This is a genomic window from Streptomyces thermospinosisporus (assembly GCF_039526425.1).
Taxonomy (GTDB): Bacteria; Actinomycetota; Actinomycetes; order Streptomycetales; family Streptomycetaceae; genus Streptomyces; species Streptomyces thermocarboxydovorans.
The window spans coordinates 28,121-48,956 of the sequence record NZ_BAAAIZ010000047.1; the positions used below are offsets into that span (position 1 = coordinate 28,121).

Annotated in this window: 17 protein-coding genes, 3 tRNA genes and 2 pseudogenes; 8 read left to right on the forward strand and 14 right to left on the reverse strand. The window is 72.0% G+C overall.

Annotation, left to right across the window (positions count from 1 at the left end):
- Positions 1 to 22: 22 nt before the first annotated feature.
- Positions 23 to 1,111: a Leu/Phe/Val dehydrogenase gene (locus ABD207_RS17205; RefSeq protein ID WP_344013946.1), complete on the forward strand. Its 1,089-nt coding sequence runs from the start codon at positions 23 to 25 to the stop codon at positions 1,109 to 1,111.
- Positions 1,112 to 1,448: 337 nt separating this feature from the next.
- Complete coding sequence (locus ABD207_RS17210; RefSeq protein WP_344006063.1) at positions 1,449 to 1,697, forward strand: DUF3073 domain-containing protein; 249 nt, start codon at positions 1,449 to 1,451, stop codon at positions 1,695 to 1,697.
- A gap of 108 nt (positions 1,698 to 1,805) precedes the next feature.
- Here ABD207_RS17210 and purM read toward each other — a convergent pair whose 3' ends face one another.
- The 9 genes from purM to purS all read right to left on the reverse strand — a co-directional run bounded on the left by purM (position 1,806) and on the right by purS (position 11,012).
- Positions 1,806 to 2,885, reverse strand: coding sequence for a phosphoribosylformylglycinamidine cyclo-ligase (gene purM, locus ABD207_RS17215; protein ID WP_344013948.1), 1,080 nt, complete (start codon positions 2,883 to 2,885; stop codon positions 1,806 to 1,808).
- 36 nt (positions 2,886 to 2,921) lie between these two features.
- A complete protein-coding gene (gene purF, locus ABD207_RS17220) occupies positions 2,922 to 4,448 on the reverse strand; it encodes an amidophosphoribosyltransferase (RefSeq protein WP_344006059.1) in 1,527 nt (508 codons plus the stop codon).
- Between the two features lie 62 nt (positions 4,449 to 4,510).
- Positions 4,511 to 5,320 (reverse strand): META domain-containing protein, encoded by an 810-nt coding sequence (locus ABD207_RS17225; protein ID WP_344013950.1) that lies wholly within the window; start codon positions 5,318 to 5,320, stop codon positions 4,511 to 4,513.
- Positions 5,321 to 5,429: 109 nt separating this feature from the next.
- Complete coding sequence (locus ABD207_RS17230) at positions 5,430 to 6,227, reverse strand: maleylpyruvate isomerase family mycothiol-dependent enzyme (protein ID WP_344013953.1); 798 nt, start codon at positions 6,225 to 6,227, stop codon at positions 5,430 to 5,432.
- 9 nt (positions 6,228 to 6,236) lie between these two features.
- The gene (locus tag ABD207_RS17235) at positions 6,237 to 7,082 is read right to left on the reverse strand and encodes a M23 family metallopeptidase (protein ID WP_344013979.1); all 846 of its coding nucleotides are present in this window, start codon (positions 7,080 to 7,082) and stop codon (positions 6,237 to 6,239) included.
- A gap of 83 nt (positions 7,083 to 7,165) precedes the next feature.
- A complete protein-coding gene (locus ABD207_RS17240) occupies positions 7,166 to 7,666 on the reverse strand; it encodes an ArsR/SmtB family transcription factor (RefSeq protein WP_344013955.1) in 501 nt (166 codons plus the stop codon).
- A gap of 141 nt (positions 7,667 to 7,807) precedes the next feature.
- Positions 7,808 to 10,066, reverse strand: a complete 2,259-nt coding sequence (gene purL / locus ABD207_RS17245) for a phosphoribosylformylglycinamidine synthase subunit PurL (RefSeq protein ID WP_344013957.1) — start codon at positions 10,064 to 10,066, stop codon at positions 7,808 to 7,810.
- The gene (purQ, locus tag ABD207_RS17250) at positions 10,063 to 10,743 is read right to left on the reverse strand and encodes a phosphoribosylformylglycinamidine synthase subunit PurQ (protein ID WP_344013960.1); all 681 of its coding nucleotides are present in this window, start codon (positions 10,741 to 10,743) and stop codon (positions 10,063 to 10,065) included. The genes purL and purQ overlap by 4 nt, the downstream gene beginning before the upstream one ends.
- Positions 10,740 to 11,012: a phosphoribosylformylglycinamidine synthase subunit PurS gene (purS, locus tag ABD207_RS17255; RefSeq protein WP_167996801.1), complete on the reverse strand. Its 273-nt coding sequence runs from the start codon at positions 11,010 to 11,012 to the stop codon at positions 10,740 to 10,742. Before purS ends, purQ begins: the two co-directional genes overlap by 4 nt.
- A gap of 308 nt (positions 11,013 to 11,320) precedes the next feature.
- On the opposite strand from purS, the gene ABD207_RS17260 reads away from it, so the two are divergent.
- The 6 genes and pseudogenes from ABD207_RS17260 (at position 11,321) to ABD207_RS17285 (ending at position 13,612) form a co-directional block, all read left to right on the forward strand.
- Entirely contained in the window at positions 11,321 to 11,638 is a 318-nt protein-coding gene (locus ABD207_RS17260; protein ID WP_344013963.1) for a histone-like nucleoid-structuring protein Lsr2, read from the forward strand.
- A gap of 384 nt (positions 11,639 to 12,022) precedes the next feature.
- Positions 12,023 to 12,094: transfer RNA gene (locus ABD207_RS17265), tRNA-Gly, on the forward strand.
- Positions 12,095 to 12,173: 79 nt separating this feature from the next.
- A tRNA-Gly gene (locus tag ABD207_RS17270) sits at positions 12,174 to 12,246 on the forward strand.
- Between the two features lie 177 nt (positions 12,247 to 12,423).
- Positions 12,424 to 12,869, forward strand: a pseudogene (locus tag ABD207_RS17275) (ATP-binding cassette domain-containing protein); the annotation flags it as partial.
- A gap of 44 nt (positions 12,870 to 12,913) precedes the next feature.
- Positions 12,914 to 13,516 (forward strand): response regulator, encoded by a 603-nt coding sequence (locus tag ABD207_RS17280; RefSeq protein ID WP_425580740.1) that lies wholly within the window; start codon positions 12,914 to 12,916, stop codon positions 13,514 to 13,516.
- A 23-nt stretch (positions 13,517 to 13,539) separates the two neighbouring features.
- Positions 13,540 to 13,612 (forward strand) — tRNA-Gly (locus ABD207_RS17285).
- A 66-nt stretch (positions 13,613 to 13,678) separates the two neighbouring features.
- On the opposite strand, the gene ABD207_RS17290 is transcribed toward ABD207_RS17285, so the two are convergent.
- From ABD207_RS17290 to ABD207_RS17310, 5 genes and pseudogenes are all read right to left on the reverse strand, one after another.
- On the reverse strand, positions 13,679 to 14,578 hold the full coding sequence (locus tag ABD207_RS17290; RefSeq protein ID WP_344013967.1) for a phosphoribosylaminoimidazolesuccinocarboxamide synthase: 900 nt from the start codon (positions 14,576 to 14,578) through the stop codon (positions 13,679 to 13,681).
- Positions 14,579 to 14,661: 83 nt separating this feature from the next.
- Positions 14,662 to 16,164: a N,N-dimethylformamidase beta subunit family domain-containing protein gene (locus ABD207_RS17295; protein ID WP_344013969.1), complete on the reverse strand. Its 1,503-nt coding sequence runs from the start codon at positions 16,162 to 16,164 to the stop codon at positions 14,662 to 14,664.
- A 165-nt stretch (positions 16,165 to 16,329) separates the two neighbouring features.
- Positions 16,330 to 18,426, reverse strand: a complete 2,097-nt coding sequence (locus ABD207_RS17300) for a hypothetical protein (RefSeq protein WP_344013971.1) — start codon at positions 18,424 to 18,426, stop codon at positions 16,330 to 16,332.
- Between the two features lie 330 nt (positions 18,427 to 18,756).
- Positions 18,757 to 20,022 (reverse strand): phosphoribosylamine--glycine ligase, encoded by a 1,266-nt coding sequence (gene purD / locus ABD207_RS17305; protein WP_344013973.1) that lies wholly within the window; start codon positions 20,020 to 20,022, stop codon positions 18,757 to 18,759.
- Positions 20,023 to 20,167: 145 nt separating this feature from the next.
- A pseudogene (locus ABD207_RS17310) lies at positions 20,168 to 20,836 on the reverse strand (DNA polymerase III subunit gamma and tau); the annotation flags it as partial.

Below are 20,836 nucleotides of genomic sequence, written 5' to 3' on the forward strand. Positions count from 1 at the left end.
TACTTACTCAGGAGTCACCACAGTGACCGACGTATCTGACGGCGTCCTGCACACCCTGTTCCACTCGGACCAGGGAGGCCATGAGCAGGTCGTGCTCTGCCAGGACCGTGCCAGCGGCCTCAAGGCCGTCATCGCCATCCACTCCACCGCGCTGGGCCCCGCCCTCGGCGGTACGCGGTTCTACCCGTACGCCAACGAGGAGGAGGCCGTCGCCGACGCGCTCAACCTGGCGCGCGGCATGTCGTACAAGAACGCCATGGCCGGTCTCGACCACGGCGGCGGCAAGGCCGTGATCATCGGCGACCCGGAGAAGATCAAGACCGAGGAGCTGCTGCTCGCCTACGGGCGGTTCGTCGCCTCGCTCGGCGGCCGGTACGTCACCGCCTGCGACGTCGGCACCTACGTCGCCGACATGGACGTCGTGGCGCGCGAGTGCCGCTGGACCACCGGGCGCTCCCCGGAGAACGGCGGCGCGGGCGACTCCTCCGTGCTCACCGCCTTCGGCGTCTACCAGGGCATGCGCGCCTCCGCGCAGCACCTGTGGGGCGACCCGTCGCTGCGGGACCGCAAGGTGGGCGTCGCGGGCGTGGGCAAGGTCGGTCACCACCTGGTGGAGCACCTGCGGGCCGAGGGCGCCGAGGTCGTCATCACCGACGTCCGCGAGGACGCGGTGCGCCGGATCCTCGACCGGCACCCGGCCGGTGTCAGCGCGGTCGCCGACACCGACGCGCTGATCCGCACCGAGGGCCTGGACATCTACGCCCCCTGCGCGCTGGGCGGGGCGCTGAACGACGACACGGTGCCGGTGCTCACCGCCAAGGTCGTCTGCGGCGCCGCCAACAACCAGCTCGCCCACCCGGGTGTGGAGAAGGACCTCGCGGACCGCGGGATCCTCTATGCGCCGGACTACGTGGTGAACGCCGGCGGTGTCATCCAGGTCGCCGACGAGCTGCACGGCTTCGACTTCGACCGGTGCAAGGCGACGGCGTCGAAGATCTTCGACACCACGCTCGCCATATTCGCACGTGCGAAGGCGGACGGGATTCCGCCGGCCGCCGCGGCCGACCGGATCGCCGAGCAGCGGATGGCCGAGGCGCGCGCGGCGCGCTGAGCGGACGCCCCGCCTCGCACCGCCTCGCATCGGCCGTTCGCGCGAGCGCCTGTCGCACGTTTGACCGGTACCCGCCGGTGGGCAGTTAGAGAGAACTCTCACTTCTCCCGGCGGGTCGCCGGCCGATAAGTGGTTAAAATCGCGATTGACCAGCGAGGACGGGGCGCCTCGAAGGTCCTGGGCGCGGGCACGTCGTGCGGGCGACGTACCGTATGGGCGCGGGCTCAGGTACCGTGGAAGCCCTACGGACCGGCCTCTCCACGGAGAGTCCGTTCCGGACCATGAACGCGTGTCAGACTCTGGGGCCGTCGAGCCCCGTCGTTGAGGGGGTCGAGCCATGGGGCGCGGCCGGGCCAAGGCCAAGCAGACGAAGGTCGCCCGCCAGCTGAAGTACAACAGCGGTGGGACGGACCTCGCACGCCTGGCCGAGGAGCTGGGCGCATCGACGTCGAACCAGTCGCCGAACGGCGACCACTTCGCGGACGATGAGCACGACGACGACCTGTACGCCAAGTACGCCGACCTCTACGAGGACGACGAGGAGGACGAGGACGACCAGTCCTCGCAGCAGCGTCGCGGCGCTTGACCTTGCATTGAGCATCGGCCCGGTCGGGACCTGAGGTCACCGACCGGGTTTCGTGCTGCCCGCTGCCCGGGCCACCGGCCCGGGAGCAGGCAGCCCCCCCCCCGGTGATCAGCCGGCGTAGTCGCCCACCAGCGCCGCGCCCGTGTCGTGGTCGCCGCGTTCGGTGATCTCGCCGGCCACCCAGGCGTCCACACCGCGGTCGGCCAGGGTGGTCAGCGCCACGTCGACGGACTCCTGGGGCACGATCGCGATCATGCCGACGCCCATGTTCAGGGTCCTCTCCAGCTCCAGCCGCTCCACCGGACCCGTCCGGCCGACCAGGTCGAAGACCGGGGCCGGGGTCCAGGTGGACCGGTCGACGACCGCGTGCAGGTCGTCGGGGATGACCCGGGCCAGGTTGGCCGCGAGCCCGCCGCCGGTGACGTGGCTGAAGGCGTGCACCTCGGTGGTGCGCATCAGTGCCAGGCAGTCCAGCGAGTAGATCTTGGTCGGCTCCAGCAGCTCCTCGCCGAGGGTGCGGCCGAACTCCTCGATCCGGGTGTCCAGGGCGAGCCCGGCCTGGTTCAGCAGCACATGCCGGACCAGGGAGTACCCGTTGGAGTGAAGCCCGGACGACGCCATGGCGATCACCGCGTCACCCGTTCGGATGCGGTCCGCGCCGAGCACCCGGTCGGCCTCCACGACGCCCGTACCGGCGCCGGCGAGGTCGAAGTCGTCCGGACCCAGCAGGCCGGGGTGTTCGGCCGTCTCACCGCCGACCAGGGCGCAGCCGGCCAGCACACAGCCCTCGGCGATGCCCTTGACGATGGCGGCGACCCGCTCGGGGTGGACCTTGCCGACGCAGATGTAGTCGGTCATGAACAGCGGCTCGGCCCCGCACACCACGATGTCGTCCATGACCATGGCGACCAGGTCGTGACCGACGGTGTCGTAGACGCCGAGCTGCCGGGCGATGTCGACCTTGGTGCCCACGCCGTCCGTGGCGGAGGCGAGCAGGGGCCGCTCGTAGCGCTTGAGGGCGGAGGCGTCGAAGAGGCCGGCGAAGCCGCCGAGGCCGCCGAGGACCTCGGGGCGCCGGGCCTTCCTCACCCACTCCTTCATCAGCTCGACGGCGCGGTCGCCCGCCTCGATGTCGACGCCTGCAGCCGCGTAGGACGCACCGGAGGCACCGGTGGATGTCTCAGACATTGCCTGGGATCTTTCGCTCGGGTGGGACGTACGGGCTTACGGGCGGCGGATCGCGTCGACCGCGGCGGTGGCGGCCGGACCGGCGGCCAGCTCCGTCTCCAGCAGCTGCTTGCCGAGCAGCTCGGGGTCGGGCAGGTCCATCGGGTACTCGCCGTCGAAGCAGGCGCGGCACAGGTTGGGCTTGGCGATGGTGGTCGCCTCGATCATGCCGTCGAGGGAGATGTACGCCAGGGAGTCGGCGCCGAGCGAGGTGCCGATCTCCTCGATGGTCATGCCGTTCGCGATGAGCTCCGCGCGGGTGGCGAAGTCGATGCCGAAGAAGCAGGGCCACTTCACGGGCGGCGAGGAGATCCGGATGTGGACCTCGGCGGCGCCCGCCTCGCGGAGCATGCGGACCAGGGCGCGCTGGGTGTTGCCGCGCACGATCGAGTCGTCGACGACGACCAGGCGCTTGCCCTTGATGACTTCCTTGAGCGGGTTCAGCTTCAGGCGGATGCCGAGCTGGCGGATGGTCTGCGAGGGCTGGATGAAGGTGCGGCCGACGTAGGCGTTCTTCACCAGGCCGGCCCCGAACGGGATGCCGGAGGCCTCCGCGTAGCCGATGGCGGCCGGGGTGCCGGACTCCGGGGTGGGTATCACCAGATCGGCCTCGACCGGGGACTCCTTGGCGAGCCGGCGGCCCATCTCGACCCGCGAGAGGTACACGTTCCGGCCGGCGATGTCGGTGTCCGGGCGGGCCAGGTACACGTACTCGAAGACGCACCCCTTGGGCTTCGCTTCCGCGAATCGGGAGGTGCGCAGACCGTTCTGGTCGATGGCGACGAACTCACCCGGCTCGATCTCGCGGACATAGGCGGCGCCGACGATGTCGAGGGCGGCGGACTCGGAGGCGACCACCCAGCCGCGCTCCAGACGGCCGAGGACCAGCGGGCGGATGCCCTGCGGGTCGCGGGCCGCGTACAGGGTGTTCTCGTCCATGAAGACGAGGCTGAAGGCGCCCTTGACCTGCGGGAGGACCACATGCGCGGCCTGCTCCACGGTCACCGGCTCGCCGTCGGCGGCGCGCTGGCCGGCCAGCAGGGCGGTGATCAGGTCGGTGTCGTTGGTGGCCGCCACCTTGGGGGCGCGGCCGTTGTCCTGGGGCAGCTCGGCGACCAGCTCGGCGAGCTCGGCCGTGTTGACCAGGTTGCCGTTGTGGCCGAGCGCGATGGAGCCGTGCGCGGTGGCACGGAAGGTCGGCTGGGCGTTCTCCCACACGGAGGCACCGGTGGTCGAGTAGCGGGCGTGTCCGACCGCGATGTGACCCTGGAGGGAACCGAGCGAGGTCTCGTCGAAGACCTGGGAGACCAGGCCCATGTCCTTGAAGACGAGGATCTGGGAGCCGTTGCTGACCGCGATACCCGCGGATTCCTGACCCCGATGCTGGAGGGCGTAGAGCCCGAAGTACGTGAGCTTGGCGACCTCTTCGCCCGGAGCCCAGACTCCGAAGACGCCACATGCGTCCTGGGGGCCCTTCTCGCCGGGGAGCAGGTCGTGGTTGAGTCGTCCGTCACCACGTGGCACGCCTTCGAGTGTAGGCGAGGCCGGGCACTGCTCCGAAATGGGGATGCGGCCCCCTCAGTGGTTCACCGCTCGGCGACGGCCCGGACGCTGGTGCCGTTTTCGCTGGTCAGGGTAAGCGTCCGATGATCGATCCGGTACTCGACCGTGCTGTCGAACAGTTTCATCAGCGTGCGTTCACTGTCCATGAGTGAGTCTTCGCACATCATTCGGGTCACGGCCGGCACGCCGAGGGTGATACGGCCGTCGCGCACCGTGGCCCTGGCGTTCACCTCGTTGCAGCCGAGGCTGCCCGAGACCGTGTCCTTCCTGGGGTCGAAGGTGAGGTGGGCGCGGCTGCCGGCCGCCGGGGTGGTGACGGTCCACTCGGTGCCCTGCAGCGGGGCGTCCTTGCTCCTGGTCAGGCGGATCGTGGCCCCGTCGGAGGTGGTGAGGGTCAGCCAACCGTCGTTCACCTCGGTCTTGAGTTCCCCGCCGTCGGTGAGGGTGCGGGCGAGGGTGTTCTCGAAGGCCATCGGCCTGCCCTCGCAGGCCCGCTCGGTCGCCGTCGGATCGCTGAGCCGGATGCGGTCGCCCTCGCCCTCGGTGCGGGCGCTGAAGGTGTTGCAGCCGTAGCTGCCCTCGGAGCGTCCGCCCGCCTCGATGGTGACGTGCGCGTCGGAGGGCGCGCGGTGGGTGGTGCCGTCGACGGTGACGCTGTCGATGCTCCAGCGGACTCCGGTGACGGCCGCCGCGGGCTCGGCCGAGCTGCTGCCGCCAACCGCCTTTTCACCGGTCCCGCTCTTCTCGCTGCCGCAGGCCACCGCCAGCGGTACGAGCGCGGCGACGGCCGCCGTGAGGATCGTGCGCTGCGTGTGCCGCTTCTGCCTGTACATGCTGATTCGACGGAGGGGCGGAGCGGCTGGTTCCACCCCCGTTCCACCCCCGCCGACCGGTCCTGGCCGATCGGCCCGGACCCGACCGGTCCTGACCGATCGGGTCCGGTCAGCCCATCAGCGGCAGGTACGGGCTGAGGTCCGCCCGCTCGCCGCTGGCGCTGACCCGCGCCTCGGACACCGCGTCCGCCCAGGTGGTGCGACCGGTGGCCAGCCGGATCCAGGTCAGCGGGTCGGTCTCCACGACGTTCGGCGGGGTGCCGCGGGTGTGCCGGGGCCCCTCGATGCACTGCACCACCGCGAACGGCGGGATCCGCACCTCGGTGGCCCCGCCGGGCACCCGCGCGGCGAGCGCGTCGGCCAGCAGCCGGGTACAGGCGGCGAGTGCCTGCCGCTCCTGCGGGACGTCCAGGCCGGGCACGGCGGCGTTGAGGTCGTCGGTGTGCACGACCAGCTCCACGGTGCGGGTCACCAGGAAGTCGGCGAGGGTCATGGCGCCGGTGCGGACGGCGATCAGCCGGTCCCCGGGCGCCTGGTCCAGCGCCTTCACCAGGCGCTCCTCGGTCTCCGCGTAGAGGGCGTCCAGGTCGGGCCGGGCGGCGGCCAGGTCCCGGGCGCCCTCGGCGATGACCTCGGAGCCGCGGGCGGTGGCGGACGGCCAGTCCAGCAGGGTCAGCTCGGCCCTGGCGGGCTCCTCGCGCTCCAGGCCCCGGCGGACCGTGTCCACGCCCATCGTCAGGTGCACGGCCAGCTCCCGGACCGTCCAGTCGCCGAGCCGGGTGGGCAGGGCGAGCTGCGCCTCGTCGAGTCCCTGCACGGCACGGCGGACGTTCCCGAACTGGGCCAGGACGGCGGCGCGGATCTTGGCGTAGTCGTAGGAGCGGGTGCGCTTCTTGGCCGGTGGCATGGCGGCAGCCTATGCCGGGGTGCCGGCCTTCGGTGCGGGTGCTGCGGGTACTTCGAACACCTCGTTGTTGCGGGGGACGCCGATGCCGCGCCAGGTGAAGGGGATGCCGCGCGCGATGTCCGGGTCGGCGTGGTCCATCAGCTGGAAGTGCAGGTGGGGCTCGGTGGAGTTGCCGGAGTTGCCGACCTGGGCGAGGACCTGTCCGGCGCGCACCCGGTCGCCCTCGCGGACGGTGAGGGAGCCGCGCCGGAGGTGGGCGTAGAGCGCGCAGGTGCCGTCGCCGAGGTCGAGGATGAGGTGATTGCCGAGGATCTTGCCGGCTCCGAGCAGGTCCCGGACGTTGGCCTCGAGGATCATCAGGTAGGCCAGCGCGGGCAGCGAGTTGCGGCTGAGGTGGTCGCGGGCCCGGTCGGTGGCGCGTACGACGGTGGCGTCGGCCACGGCGTGCAGCGGGGCGCCGAAGGCGGGGAAGTCGCCGCCCCGGCGGGCCACGGGCCACAGCGCGCGGAACGCCGGACGGGAGCCGGGCTCGGGCTCGGCGACGACGTCGATGGCGAAGGTCTGGCCGTAGGCGTGGGTGTGGTGGCTCGGGGTGCGGTCGGCCGGGCTGTTCATCGCGATCCAGCGGCCGGTGACCGGGGGCTCCACCTCGACGGGCTCACGGGCGTTGCGGGGGCTGTCGGGGGCTCCGCCCCAGCGGCCCGCGGCTATGAGCAGCGCATAGGCGAGGAGGAGCGTGGTGAAGTCCCACCACACCGGGTGGCCGAGGTCCAGCGCGGCATGGGCGATCACCAGGCCGAAGAAGACGATCAGCAGGGCGCGGTAGGCGGTCTTGACGAGCTTGCGTGCGGTCATGGTCATGGCTCATCCCTGTGTGTCGGTCACGTCAGTTCCGCGCCTTGCCTCGGGCCCTTCGGCTCCGTGCCTGGCCCGTGCGGTCAGTTGCGCGCCGCGGAGAGCACCACCAGCAGCGGCACGACCCTGGTCCCGGGCACCTCGTGGCGGCCCCGGCCGGTGGTGTGCAGCCAGCCGGCGGCGGTGAGCTGGCGCAGGTGGTGATAGATCTGGCCGGTCGTGCCGACCCCTTCCAGTTCCGCCAGTTCGGCCGCGGTGCGACGGCCGCCGAGGATCTCCCTCAGCAGCCGCAGCCGCACCGGGTGACCGAGCGCGGCCAGCGCGTCCGCGGCGGCCGGCCAGTCGTCGTCCAGCAGGCCCTCGGTGAGGGCGCCGTGCTGCCACTCCCAGCGCTCCCCGGTCGGCAGCCGGACCGCGCCGGTGAACAGCACGCCCCCGTCGTCCGCCCGCAGCTCCGCGAGCTGGGCCTTCAGCCCGTCCAGGGCCCAGAAGTCCCCCTCCCCGAGGCGCGGTGCGCGGCGTTCGGCGTCCTCCAGTGCCGCGATACGGCGTTCGAGATCGGCGACGCGTACTTCGAGTTCCACGGCTACGAGATTACGGAAGTACGTAATTACGTGCAAGCGAGGTCGCCGCTCGGATCCGGGCCCGGGAACGCCGAAGCCCCGTCCCGGCGGACCGGGACGGGGCTTCGAGCGGTGCGTACGGAGGCCGTTCGGGTGGGACGGCTACGCCAGCAGCGCCGGGATCGTCTCCTCGTGGGCCTTGCGCAGCTCCTGGAGGGTGAGCGTGAACTCGCCCTGCACCTCGACCGTGTCGCCGTCGACGACGCCGATGCGGGTGGCGGGCAGGTTCCGCGCGCGGCACATGTCGGTGAACCGCAGCTCCTCCGAGCGCGGCACGGCGACGACCGCGCGGCCCGCCGACTCGGAGAACAGGAAGGTGAACGCGTCCAGCCCGTCCGGGACGACCAGCCGCGCGCCCTTGTCGCCGAGCAGCGCGGACTCCACGACCGCCTGGATCAGGCCGCCGTCGGACAGGTCGTGCGCGGAGTCGATCATGCCGTCGCGGGAGGCGGAGATCAGGATCTCGGCCAGCAGCCGCTCGCGCTCCAGGTCGACCTTCGGCGGCAGTCCGCCGAGGTGGTCGTGGATGACCTGGGACCAGGCCGAGCCGCCGAACTCCTCACGGGTGTCGCCGAGGAGGTACAGCAGCTGGCCCTCCTCCTGGAAGGCGACCGGGGTGCGGCGGGCCACGTCGTCGATGACGCCGAGGACGGCCACGACCGGGGTCGGGTGGATGGCGGCCTCGCCCGTCTGGTTGTAGAGCGAGACATTGCCGCCGGTCACCGGCGTGCCGAGCTGCCGGCAGGCGTCGGCGAGACCGCGCACGGCCTCGGCGAACTGCCACATCACCGCCGGGTCCTCGGGCGAGCCGAAGTTCAGGCAGTCGGAGACCGCGAGCGGCTTGGCGCCGGTGGTGGCCACATTGCGGTAGGCCTCGGCGAGGGCCAGCTGGGCGCCGGTGTACGGGTCGAGCTTGGCGTACCGGCCGTTGCCGTCGGTGGCGATCGCCACGCCGAGGCCGCTCTCCTCGTCGATCCGGATCATGCCGGAGTCCTCCGGCATGGCCAGCACGGTGTTGCCCTGCACGAAGTGGTCGTACTGCTGGGTGATCCACTGCTTGGACGCCTGGTTCGGCGAGCCGACCAGCTTGAGGACCTGCTCCTTGAGCTCCTCGCCCGACTGCGGGCGGGGCAGCTTGCCGGCGTCGTCCGCCTGCAGCTCGTCCTGCCAGGCCGGGCGGGCGTAGGGGCGCTCGTAGGTGGGGCCCTCGTGGGCCACGGTGCGCGGGTCGACGTCGACGATCTTCTCGCCGTGCCAGTAGATCTCCAGGCGGTCGCCGTCGGTGACCTCACCGATGACGGTGGCGATCACGTCCCACTTGTCGCAGATCTCCAGGAAGCGGTCGACCTTGTCGGGCTCCACGACCGCGCACATGCGCTCCTGCGACTCGCTCATGAGGATCTCCTCCGGCGAGAGCGTGGAGTCGCGCAGCGGCACGTCGTCCAGCGTGACGCGCATGCCGCCGGAGCCGTTGGACGCCAGCTCGGACGTGGCGCAGGACAGACCGGCCGCGCCGAGGTCCTGGATGCCGACGACCAGCTTCTCCTTGAACGCCTCCAGGGTGCACTCGATGAGCAGCTTCTCCTGGAAGGGGTCGCCGACCTGCACGGCGGGGCGCTTGGACGGCTTGGCGTCGTCGAAGGTCTCCGAGGCGAGGATCGAGGCGCCGCCGATGCCGTCGCCGCCGGTCCGGGCGCCGTACAGGATGACCTTGTTGCCGGCGCCGGAGGCCTTGGCCAGGTGGATGTCCTCGTGCCGCATCACGCCGATGCAGCCGGCGTTGACCAGCGGGTTGCCCTGATAGCAGGCGTCGAAGACGACCTCGCCGCCGATGTTGGGCAGGCCCAGGCAGTTGCCGTAGCCGGCGATGCCGGCGACGACGCCGGGCAGCACGCGCTTGGTGTCGGGGTGGTCGGCGGCGCCGAAGCGCAGCGGGTCGACCACGGCGACCGGGCGGGCGCCCATGGCGATGATGTCGCGGACGATGCCGCCGACGCCGGTGGCCGCGCCCTGGTAGGGCTCGACGTAGGACGGGTGGTTGTGCGACTCGACCTTGAAGGTGACCGCGTAGCCCTGGCCGACGTCGACGACGCCGGCGTTCTCACCGATGCCGACGAGCAGGGCGTCGTTCTCGGGGGCCTTCTCGCCGAACTGGCGGAGGTGGACCTTGGAGGACTTGTACGAGCAGTGCTCGGACCACATCACCGAGTACATGGCGAGCTCGGCGCCGGTGGGGCGGCGGCCCAGGATCTCGACGATCCGCTCGTACTCGTCCTTCTTCAGGCCGAGTTCGGCCCAGGGCAGCTCGACGTCGGGGGTCGCGGCCGCGTGCTCGACCGTGTCCAGAGGAGTCCGGCTCATGCGTTGACCAGCTTCTTGAGGATCGAGGTGAAGAACGGCAGCCCGTCGGTACGGCCGGTACCGATCAGCGGCTCCACGGCGTGCTCGGGGTGCGGCATCAGGCCGACGACATTGCCCGCCTCGTTGGTGATGCCGGCGATGTCGTTGAGCGAGCCGTTGGGGTTGAAGTCCAGGTAGCGGAAGGCGACGCGGCCCTCGGCCTCCAGCTTGTCCAGCGTGTACCGGTCGGCCACATAGCGGCCGTCCATGTTCTTCAGCGGGATGTGGATCTCCTGGCCCTGCTCGTAGTCGCTGGTCCAGGCCGTGCTCGCGTTCTCCACCCGCAGCTTCTGGTCACGGCAGATGAAGTGCAGGTGGTCGTTGCCGAGCATGGCCCCGGGCAGCAGATGGGCCTCGGTGAGGATCTGGAAGCCGTTGCAGATGCCGAGCACGGGGAGGCCGGCCCTGGCCTGCTCGATGACGGTGTCCATCACCGGCGAGAAGCGGGCGATGGCCCCGGCGCGCAGATAGTCGCCGTAGGAGAAACCGCCGCACAGCACCACGGCGTCGACCTGCTTGAGGTCCTTGTCCTTGTGCCACAGCGCCACGGGTTCGGCGCCGGCCAGTCGGATCGCGCGCTGCGTGTCCCGGTCGTCGAGGCTGCCCGGGAAAGTGACGACGCCGATACGAGCGGTCACTTCGCGGCCTCCGCGACTGCCTCTTCGGACTCCACCCGCACGGTGAAGTCCTCGATCACGGTGTTGGCGAGGAAGGATTCCGCAAGATCATGGATGCGGGCGAGCGCGGCCTCGTCGACCGGCCCGTCAACTTCCAGTTCGAAACGCTTTCCCTGACGGACGTCCGAGATCCCTTCGAAACCGAGCCGCGGCAGTGCGCGCTGCACCGCCTGGCCCTGGGGGTCGAGGATCTCCGGCTTGAGCATGACGTCGACTACGACGCGTGCCACTGGCACTCCCGGTGTGTGGTGCTGAGCAGGTTCCTTCAGACTACCCGTACAAAATTTCTACGCGAGTAGAGTTGTAGGAAACTACGTGAGCGTCATCACGATCGGGCACCGAAGAGGTCACCCGAGAAAAAATCAGGGATAGATTGCCGAATGATTCGTGATACCCATTGCACGCGGACACGCGGAGCGTTTTAGTCGGGCTTCACATTCCATTGCCGCGCGCGGTAGAAATGAATTGGCAATAACCGACAAGTCGGCACGTCATCGCAGCTGAGCTGTATGCCGTGCTCCGGAAGGGACCGATATTCGTGGCGCAGAAGGTCGTGGTCACTCTCTTTGACGACATCGACGGCTCGGAAGCGGCGGAGACGATCGCCTTCGGACTCGACGGCAAGTCGTATGAGATCGACCTCAATGAAGCCAATGCGGCCAAGCTGCGGTCCGCGCTGGCCCCGTATGTGCAGGCCGGCCGCAAGCGCTCGCGCTCCGGCAAGGCCTACCGGCAGACGCAGGTCGCCCCCGACCCGGCGGCGGTGCGCGCCTGGGCGCAGGCCAACCGCATGGACGTGCCCGCACGCGGCCGGATCCCGAAGAAGATCTACGAGGCGTTCGCCGCGGCGCAGTGAGCGCGGCGCAGTGAGCGCGGCGCAGTGATGAGTGCGGCGCAGTGATGAGTGCGGCGCCGTGATGAGTGCGGCGCCGTGATGAGTGCGGCGCCGTGATGAGTGGAGTGCGGCGCCGTGATGAGTGGAGTGCGGCGCCGTGATGAGTGGAGTGCGGCGCCGTGATGAGTGGAGTGCGGCGCCGTGATGAGTGGAGTGCGGCGCCGTGATCGCAGGGCAGTGAGGCTCCCTCGATGGCGCGGCCCCGGCGGTGCGGCCCCGGTCGGCGGTCCGACGGGGCCTCAGCGGCCCTGGCGGGCAACCGACTTGCGCAGCACCCCTGCTGATCAGCTAGAGTCGGGGACACGCCGACGGGCAAGGCCTCAGGGGCCCGGCCCGGTCAGCCAGGCGGGTGTAGTTCAGTAGTAGAACATCCCCCTTCCAGGGGGAAGGCGCAGTGTGCAATTCCTGTCACCCGCTCTGCATCGCGTACCGACCACTGTGGTGGATCAGGTAGGCTGGTGCTCGCACCGACCGGTGAAAGCTGGTCGGAGGCAATGCGGACGTAGCTCAGTTGGTAGAGCGCAACCTTGCCAAGGTTGAGGTCGCGAGTTCGAGCCTCGTCGTCCGCTCGGGAATGAGACCCCGGTCCATTGGGCCGGGGTCTTTTCGTGTTCCGGCGTTCCCGTACCGGAGTTGCCCGCTTCTGACCGACTGCGGGCTCTCGGCGCTCGCCATCTGACATTTGTCATGTCCGGTGATGACAGCGCGCACTGCCGCGGCGGTCCGCCGGCCGGGACGCTGAAGCCATGAGAGCGAACGAACACGAGCACGTGATCGAGGTCACCGACCTGCGGCGTGTCTACGGGGGCGGGTTCGAGGCGGTGCGCGGCATCACCTTCTCGGTGGGCCGCGGTGAGATCTTCGCGCTGCTCGGCACCAACGGCGCGGGCAAGACCTCCACCGTCGAACTGCTGGAGGGGCTCGCCCCGCCCACCGGGGGACGGGTGCGGGTGCTGGGCCACGACCCCTTCGCCGAGCGGGCCGTCGTCCGGCCGCGGACCGGGGTCATGCTCCAGGAGGGCGGCTTCCCGTCCGACCTGACCGTCACGGAGACCGCGCGGTGTGGGCCGGGTGCGTGAGCGGGGCACGCCCGCCGGCCGACGTGCTGGAGCGCGTCGGGCTCACAGGGAAGAGCGGCGTACGCGTCAAGCAGCTGTCCGGGGGCGAACGGCGGCGCCTCGACCTGGCGGTGGTGGCAGAGGTGCCGCTGACGGCGGTGGTCGTGTGAGCGAGCGGGTGCGGGTGCTGCTCGCCGACGACGAGCATCTGATCCGGGGGGCGCTGGCGGCGCTGCTGTCGCTGGAGGACGACCTGGTCGTGGTCGCCGAGGCGGCGTCCGGGCCGGAGGCGCTGGCGATGGCGCGGGCCCATGAACCCGATGTGACCGTTCTGGATCTGCAGATGCCCGGCGCGGACGGTGTGAAGGTCGCCACATCGCTGCGCGCCGAACTGCCGTCCTGCCAGGTCATGATCGTGACCAGCCACGGCCGCCCCGGGCATCTCAAGCGGGCGCTCGCGGCGGGTGTGCGCGGCTTCGTGCCGAAGACCGTCAGCGCCCAGCGGCTGGCGGAGATCATCCGCACGGTGCACGCCGGAAACCGTCATGTGGATCCGGAGTTGGCCGCGGACGCGATCGCCGCGGGTGACTCGCCGCTCACCGCGCGCGAGGCCGAGGTGCTGGAACTGGCCGCCGACGGTGCGCCCGTGGCGGAGATCGCCGAGCGGGCCGCGCTCAGCCAGGGCACCGTGCGGAACTATCTCTCCTCGGCCGTCTCCAAGCTCGGGGCGGAGAACCGTCATGCGGCGGTACGTCTCGCCCGCGAGCGAGGTTGGGTATAGTTGCTCTCGCGCCACGGCGCAACGCGGACGTAGCTCAGTTGGTAGAGCGCAACCTTGCCAAGGTTGAGGTCGCGAGTTCGAGCCTCGTCGTCCGCTCGCAGTGAAGGCCCCGGTCACCGACCGGGGCCTTCGTCGTACCGCCCCCTGCTGCGGCGGCGGGGCTCAGCTCCAGGTGACGCCGGTGAGGCGCTCGTAGGCCTCGATGTACTTGGCGCGCGTCGCCTCCACGACCTTCTCCGGCAGGGGAGGCGGGGGCTGCTCGCTCTTGCGGTCCCAGCCGGACTCGGGCGAGGTCAGCCAGTCGCGGACGTACTGCTTGTCGAACGACGGCTGCGGGCGGCCCGGCTCCCACTGCTCGGCCGGCCAGAAGCGGGAGGAGTCGGGGGTGAGCACCTCGTCGGCGATGACCAGCTCGTCGCCGTCGAAGCCGAACTCGAACTTGGTGTCGGCGAGGATGATCCCCCGGTCGCGGGCGATGTCCCGGGCGCGGGAGTAGGCGGCCAGCGTCGCCTGGCGCAGCCGGGCCGCGGTGTCGGCGCCGACCTGGCGGGCCACCTCCTCGTAGGAGACGTTCTCGTCGTGCTCGCCGACGGCCGCCTTGGTGGCCGGGGTGAAGATCGGCGCGGGCAGCTCCGAGCCGTCCACCAGGCCCTCGGGCAGGGCGAGCCCGCAGACCGTGCGGGACTCGTTGTACTCGGCGAGGCCCGAGCCGGTGAGGTAGCCGCGGGCCACGCACTCCACCGGGACCATGTCCAGCGACTTGCAGACCAGGGTGCGGCCGGCCCAGTCGGCGGGGGCGTGCTCGGGCAGCTCGGTGCTCAGGACGTGGTTCGGGACCAGGTCGGCGAGCTGGTCGAACCACCACAGGGACAGCTGGGTGAGCACCCGGCCCTTGTCGGGGATCTCGGTCGGCAGCACCCAGTCGTAGGCGGAGATGCGGTCGCTGGCGACCATCACGAGGTCGCCCGCCTCGTTCCGGTACAGCTCGCGCACCTTGCCGGTGTGCAAGTGCACCAGACCCGGCACCTGGATCGGCTCGGGCTTCTCGACGAATCCGGACACGGTTCCTCCCCGTGGTTCTGTCCAATGCCCCGATTCTCCCGTACGGGAGGAACGCCCCGTACAGCGGGACCCGCGGCCCGGGCTCAGTCGCGTTTGCAGATGCGGTCGAGAAGGTTGGCGGTGGCGCGCTGGATGCGCGGGTCGGCATGGCCGGGCCGGTCCAGGGCCGGGGACCAGGCGAAGGTGCCCGAGGCGAAGACCCAGGCGCCGGAGGGCGCCTGGTACAGGGACGTCTCCTGGTGGCGGCGGGCGCCGTGGCGGTCGGTGTACGGGGAGTGCGCAAGGAGCACCCGCTCCTCGTGTTCGGGCAGCGGCGTGCGCGGGAAGTAGCGGTCGGCCTCGCCCGCGACCAGGCCCTCGATCTCCTCGCCCTCGTGCGCCCCGGTCGCCTCCCACAGCCAGTGACCGGCGTTGCGGACGATCAGCGGGTGCGGCTCGGGGACGTGGCCTTCGTACTGGATGCCCAGCAGCTGCTGCTCCGCGCGGTCGCTCTCCCTCCACAGCGCCGGCCGGCCGGGCCCCCGGCGTTTGCGGCAGGTCAGCAGCCGGTCAGGGGCTCCGGTGGGGGCCGGGGCCAGCTCCACCTGCCAGTACAGGGTGTTGGCGGACAGGAAGACCAGGGAGGTGCCCTGGTCGCGGGCGTGCTCCGCGGCGCTGCGCATGGGCTGCGACCAGTACTCGTCGTGGCCGGGGAAGAGGATGCCCCGGTAGCGGGCGGGGTCGATCCGGCCGGCGTGCAGATCGCGGGCGTCGGCGTAGGCGAGGTCGTAGCCGTAGCGCTCGGCCCAGCGGATGACGTCGTAGGCGTGCCCGATGTGCAGCGGCAGGCCGGCGCCCGCGTAGGGCCGGTCGAAGGAGACGGTGGTGGCGGCGTCGGCCTCGCCGAGGAGGCGGCCCTGCTCGTCCCAGGCGTGGTAGAAGCTGGCGCCGGTGCGGCCGTCCTCGGGGTAGAGGTTGTACGCCTGCCAGGTGATGTCGGGCAGGACCAGGAGCAGGTCGGCCGGGCGGTCGTCGCGGACGGTGAAGGGGACGTGGGAGCGGTAGCCGTCAGCGGTGGTCAGGACCGCCACATAGGCGCCGTTGCTCCAGTACGAGGGGACGGGCAGCCGCCAGGACAGCCACCAGTGGTGGCAGGAGACCGTGCGGTCGGCGGTGAGCGGCGGCGGCTGCACGATGCCGGAGAGCCGGGGACTGGAGGTGATCTTGGTGGCGCCGTGTCCGGCGTAGTGGCCGATGCGGTAGATGTCGACGTCGAAGTCCTGGGGCGGGTCGACGGTGATGTGGAAGTCGATCGCCTCGCCGGGCGCGACGCCTCCGGTGGAGGCGAAGCCCTTGATCTGGCGGTGCACGTCGTCGGCGGCGCGGGGCCCGGAGGAGCGGCGCGGGGCGGGAATCCTCGGTGCGCCGGGGCGCCGCGGGGCGTGCGTCTCAGGGTCGGGGTCCACGTACCAGGGGACGAGCTTGCCGGTCTCGTCGACGTACGTCTCGCTGCCGCGCAGCCACGGGAGGGGACCCTGCCCGAAAGGGTCCGTCACGGCATGCGCCATCGCTCCGGACTCCCAGCGGCGGATCCGCTGTGAACCCATGGCAACTCCCCTCCGCCATTATGTGTTTGTCGTATGTCGCGCGCCCTTGCCACTGAGCACGAACGGTCCCAGCACATCACATTGCGCACGTGCTCCGTCACCGTTCGTCGCGAATTGACCGAAAGCGGAAGGGTGGGCTCCGAGAGGCCGGCCGGCGGGGACGGCTCAGACGAGGCGGACGGTCTTCTCCGGGCGTATGCCCTGCCGGGTCAGCCACAGCCGCAGCGCGGAGGGGTCGCCGCTCTCGATCAGGGTGAGGACCTGCGGGGACAGGTCGGGGGCGCGCTCGCCGCTGACCAGGAGGACCGGCCCGTCCAGCCAGTCCAGGCCGGGCACCGCGCCCGCCGTGTCCATCGCCGCGCAGCACACCATCGCGGTGATGTGGTCGGCCAGAAGCTCGCGCGGGGTGCGCCGGGGCTGGAGCGGGAAGAGGGGCAGGGCTCGGTCGTCCCAGAGCGCTCCGGCCTCCGGGCCCGGCTCGGCGGAGGCGCCCCGGGTGGCGCGGGCGGTGCCGGCGGCGGCCTCCTCACGGGCCAGCTCGGCGCTGAGGCGGGCCGCCAGGGCGGCGCTTCTCGGGGTGGTCGGGGCGAGCTCCTCGTCGTCGTCCGCGACGGCAGCGGACGGGGCGGACGGGAGCGAGGGGGACGGCATGGGTGCCGACGGCGACGGGGAGGGGGACGGCGGCGGGGAAGCCGGGTCGGCGATGTGGGCGGGTGCGGTTGCGGGTGCGGCGGGGTCGTGGCCGGCCGGGCCGGGACGCGCGGGGGGCGAGGTCGCGGAGGTCGAGGCCGCGGGGGCCGGGGTCGCGGAGGTGGAGGTCGAGGCCGAGGCCGAGGTCGCAGAGTCGGAGGTCGCGGGGGCCGCGGCGGCTGGGGGCTGGGCTGCGCGGGCCGGGGCAGCGGGCGCCGTGTCCTGGGCCGCGGGCGTGGCGCCGGTCGCGTCGGCCGGTGTGGGGGACCGGTCCTGGGCCGACGGGGTCGTCAGGTGCTCGAGGACGCGGGAGAGGGTCGGAGCAGCGGAACCCGGAGGGTCGTCTGCGGGGGCGGGGCGGACGCCGAGGGTGTCCAGGACGCGGTGCAGGCGGGCCGCGTCGGCGCGCCATTTGCGGTCGACGACCTCCTCCGGGTAGTCGGCCCAGTGGACCGGTGACCAGTCCTGGTCGGGGTCGGCGGGGCCGCCGTGGAACAGGCGGGCGGCGAGCAGCGAGGTCGCCTCGTCCACCATGCCGGGCTCCTCCAGCAGGTCGCACGCGGGGCGCTCGCCGAGCCGGGAGGCGAAGCCCTCGGCCAGCCGGTCCCGGCGGGACAGCTCCGTCAGGGCCGCCACCACGCCCGCGTTCAGCCGGGAGGGCCAGCGGCCCATCCGCCAGGCGGGCAGCGCCACCCGGGTCAGCAGCCGGTCCCAGCCCGCGTAGGCCAGCCCCACCTGCTCCTGGGCGAGGATCCGCAGACCGTAGTCCACAGCCTGTGCACGCTCGGCCGCCGCCGAGGCGACCCCGCGCTCCATCTCCGCGGCATGCACCCGGCAGCTGCGCAGCAGCAGGCGGGCCACCCAGCCGACACCGGCGAGCACCGCCCGGTACGCCGGCCCCCGGCCGGGCGCCGAGGCCACGGCCACTGCCGCGTCGAGACCGCGGACGAAGCGCCGGGCCGCGGCTATGTCCGGATGCGCAGAGGGCCCCGTACCGGCCACCACCGGCGCGAGGACGGCGCGCAGCTCGCCGACCCGCATCCACCACAGGAACGGCGAGCCGATGACCAGCACCGGCGCGGTGGGCGAGCGGTGCGGCGGGTCCTCGCCCGCGCCGGCTATGTCGTCGTGCTCCGCCTCGGGCGGCGGGTCGTGCGCCGGGTGGGTGCGGTCCTCCAGCCAGCTGTCGCAGTCCGGGGTGAGCGCTATGGCCGAGGGGGGAGGGACGTCCAGGCGGTCGGCGAGGTCGCGCACCATCCGGTACAGGTCCGGGGCGGCCTCCTCGGTGATCGCGACCGTGGGGCTCACGGCGGGCCGGGACCGGGCGACGACCAGGGCGACCCCGGCGGCGGCCAGCAGGACCAGGACGGCGACCGGGGTGACGACCGAGCGGGCCACGTCCCAGCCCGTGCCGGGCAGATGGCCCGTGGAGCCGCCGGCGAGCAGGATCACGGCAGCGGCGGCGGGCAGCAGGGCGACGGCCAGGGCCCGGCTGCGCACCCGCAGCACGGCGACCGCCCGGGAACGCGCGGCCTGTGCGCCCGTCTCCACACCCATGCCGTGTCCGCTCATGACCCGACCTCACCCCCTCCCGACGGTCCCGACGCTGTCCTGGCTTTGCTCACTCCCCCACTGTGGCACCCGCCACTGACATCGCAATGCCGGTGGGCCAAGTGCCGGAACGCTTGCGCGGCACCATAGTTGGGGCCCCGTCCCCCGTCAGCCGGATAGCTCATCGCTCACTCGATGGAATGGCTTTGGGGAAAGGTGGATGACGGACAGCAAGGATCAGGCCCCGAATCCTGAGGCGGATCCGGGGCCTGGGGCGTTGTGCGGATGAGCGTGCCGGTTTGCGCGCCTTTCCTCCGCCTTTCCTCTGCCGTTGCTCTGCCGTTGCTCGGCTTACGCGCCCTGCGCCGCGGCCTCGGCGGCCTTCGCGGCGATGTCCGTGCGGTGCTGGGAGCCCTCCAGCCGGATGCGCGCGACCGACCGGTAGGCGCGCTCGCGGGCCTCGGTGAGATCCGCGCCGGTGGCCGTCACGGAGAGCACCCTGCCGCCCGCGCTGACGATGCTGTCGCCCTCCTTGCGGGTCCCCGCGTGCAGCACATAGGTGTGCGGCGCGTCCTGGGCGGCGATCTCGTCGAGGCCGGTGATCGGGTCACCGGTGCGCGGAGTGCCCGGGTAGTTGCGGGAGGCGACCACGACGGTGACCGCGGCCTCGTCGCTCCAGCGCAGCGGCTCCAGGTGGGCGAGGTTGCCGGTGGCGGCGGCCATCAGCAGCCCCGCGAGCGGGGTCTTCAGCCGGGCCAGCACGACCTGGGTCTCCGGGTCGCCGAAGCGGGCGTTGAACTCGATCACGCGCACACCGCGCGAGGTGATCGCCAGACCGGCGTAGAGCAGGCCGGAGAACGGCGTCCCGCGCCGGCGCAGCTCGTCGACGGTCGGCTGGAGCACCGTCTCCTTGACCTCGTCGACCAGCTTCGGGTCGGCCCACGGCAGCGGTGAGTACGCCCCCATGCCGCCGGTGTTCGGACCCTGGTCGCCGTCCAGGGCGCGCTTGAAGTCCTGGGCGGGCTGCAGCGGCACCACCGTCTCGCCGTCGGTCACGGCGAACAGGGAGACCTCCGGGCCGTCGAGGTACTCCTCGATGACCACCCGGTCGCAGGCGACGGCGTGCGCCTTGGCCGCCTCCAGGTCGTCGGTGACCACCACGCCCTTGCCGGCGGCGAGCCCGTCGTCCTTGACGACGTAGGGGGCTCCGAAGGCGTCGAGCGCGGACGCCACCTCCTCGGCGGTGGTGCAGACGTAGGAGCGTGCCGTGGGCACACCGGCCGCCGCCATCACGTCCTTGGCGAAGGCCTTGGACCCCTCGAGCTGCGCGGCCTCCTTGGACGGGCCGAAGACGGGGATGCCCGCCTCGCGCACGGCGTCGGCGACACCGGCGACGAGCGGCGCCTCCGGGCCGATCACCACGAGATCCGCACCGAGCCGGCCGGCCAGCGCGGCGACGGCGGCGCCGTCCAGGGCGTCGACCTGGTGCAGTTCGGCGATCTCGGCGATGCCGGCGTTGCCGGGGGCGCAGTGCAGGGCGGTGACGTCGGGGTCGAGGGACAGGGAGCGGCACAGGGCGTGTTCGCGGGCGCCGGTTCCGATGACGAGGACCTTCACGGGGGTCAGCCTAACGGGAGCCGGGCGCATCGCTTTGTGCGGGCTTCCGAAGAGGGGAGGGAAGGGCCTTTGTACTTTCCCCCGAACCCCGGTGATCTTTCCTCCCCGGTGATCTTTCCTCCGAGCACCGGCGATGCCGGTGCCGCTACTCGTGCGTGATCTCCTCGACGACCGTCGCGCCCAGCTCCTTGATGATCAGCTCCTGCCCGGAGAGGGCGGACTCGTCCAGGTCGGGGTCGTCGTCCTCCGGGATGTCGTCCTCGGGCGAGACCGGGGTCGGCGCCTCCGGGGCGGCGGGCCGCGGTGCCGCCGGGGCGGAGGCGGCCGGACTGCTCGGCGCGGAGGCGGATGCCGCGGGGCCTGAGCTGTGCGGCGCCGAGGGACCCTGACCGCCCCCTGGTGCGCCACCCGGGCCCGCGCCCGGGCCGCTGCCCGGGCCGCCGTAGGAGGCGCCGCCCGCGCCGCCGGGCCCGTAGCCGATGCCGCCGCCTCCGCCGCCGTAACGGCCACCGCCGGGGCCGCCCGCGGGCGGGGAGCCCCCGCCGCCGGGCGGGTCGACGATCGCCTCGATCTTCCACTGGACGTTGAACTGCTCGGCCAGCGCCTGGCGCAGCACGTCCTCGCTGCCGCTGCTGAGGAAGTTGTCCCGGGCGCCCGCGTTGACGAAGCCGAGCTGGAGGATGGTGCCGTCGAAGCCGCTCACCTGGGCGTTCTGGCTGAGCAGGATCCAGGTGAAGCGACGGCGGTTCTTGACCGCCTCCAGGATGTCCGGCCAGAGCCCGCGCGGGTCGAGACCGCCGGACGCCGGGGCCGG

Bases quoted from the DNA above. Each gene is read 5' to 3' on its own strand.
- ABD207_RS17210 (WP_344006063.1), top strand. From the start codon at position 1,449: ATGGGGCGCGGCCGGGCCAAGGCCAAGCAGACGAAGGTCGCCCGCCAG.
- purM (WP_344013948.1), bottom strand. From the start codon at position 2,885: ATGTCTGAGACATCCACCGGTGCCTCCGGTGCGTCCTACGCGGCTGCA.
- ABD207_RS17225 (WP_344013950.1), bottom strand. From the start codon at position 5,320: ATGTACAGGCAGAAGCGGCACACGCAGCGCACGATCCTCACGGCGGCC.
- ABD207_RS17230 (WP_344013953.1), bottom strand. From the start codon at position 6,227: ATGCCACCGGCCAAGAAGCGCACCCGCTCCTACGACTACGCCAAGATC.
- ABD207_RS17235 (WP_344013979.1), bottom strand. From the start codon at position 7,082: ATGACCGCACGCAAGCTCGTCAAGACCGCCTACCGCGCCCTGCTGATC.
- purL (WP_344013957.1), bottom strand. From the start codon at position 10,066: ATGAGCCGGACTCCTCTGGACACGGTCGAGCACGCGGCCGCGACCCCC.
- ABD207_RS17295 (WP_344013969.1), bottom strand. From the start codon at position 16,164: ATGGGTTCACAGCGGATCCGCCGCTGGGAGTCCGGAGCGATGGCGCAT.
- ABD207_RS17300 (WP_344013971.1), bottom strand. From the start codon at position 18,426: ATGAGCGGACACGGCATGGGTGTGGAGACGGGCGCACAGGCCGCGCGT.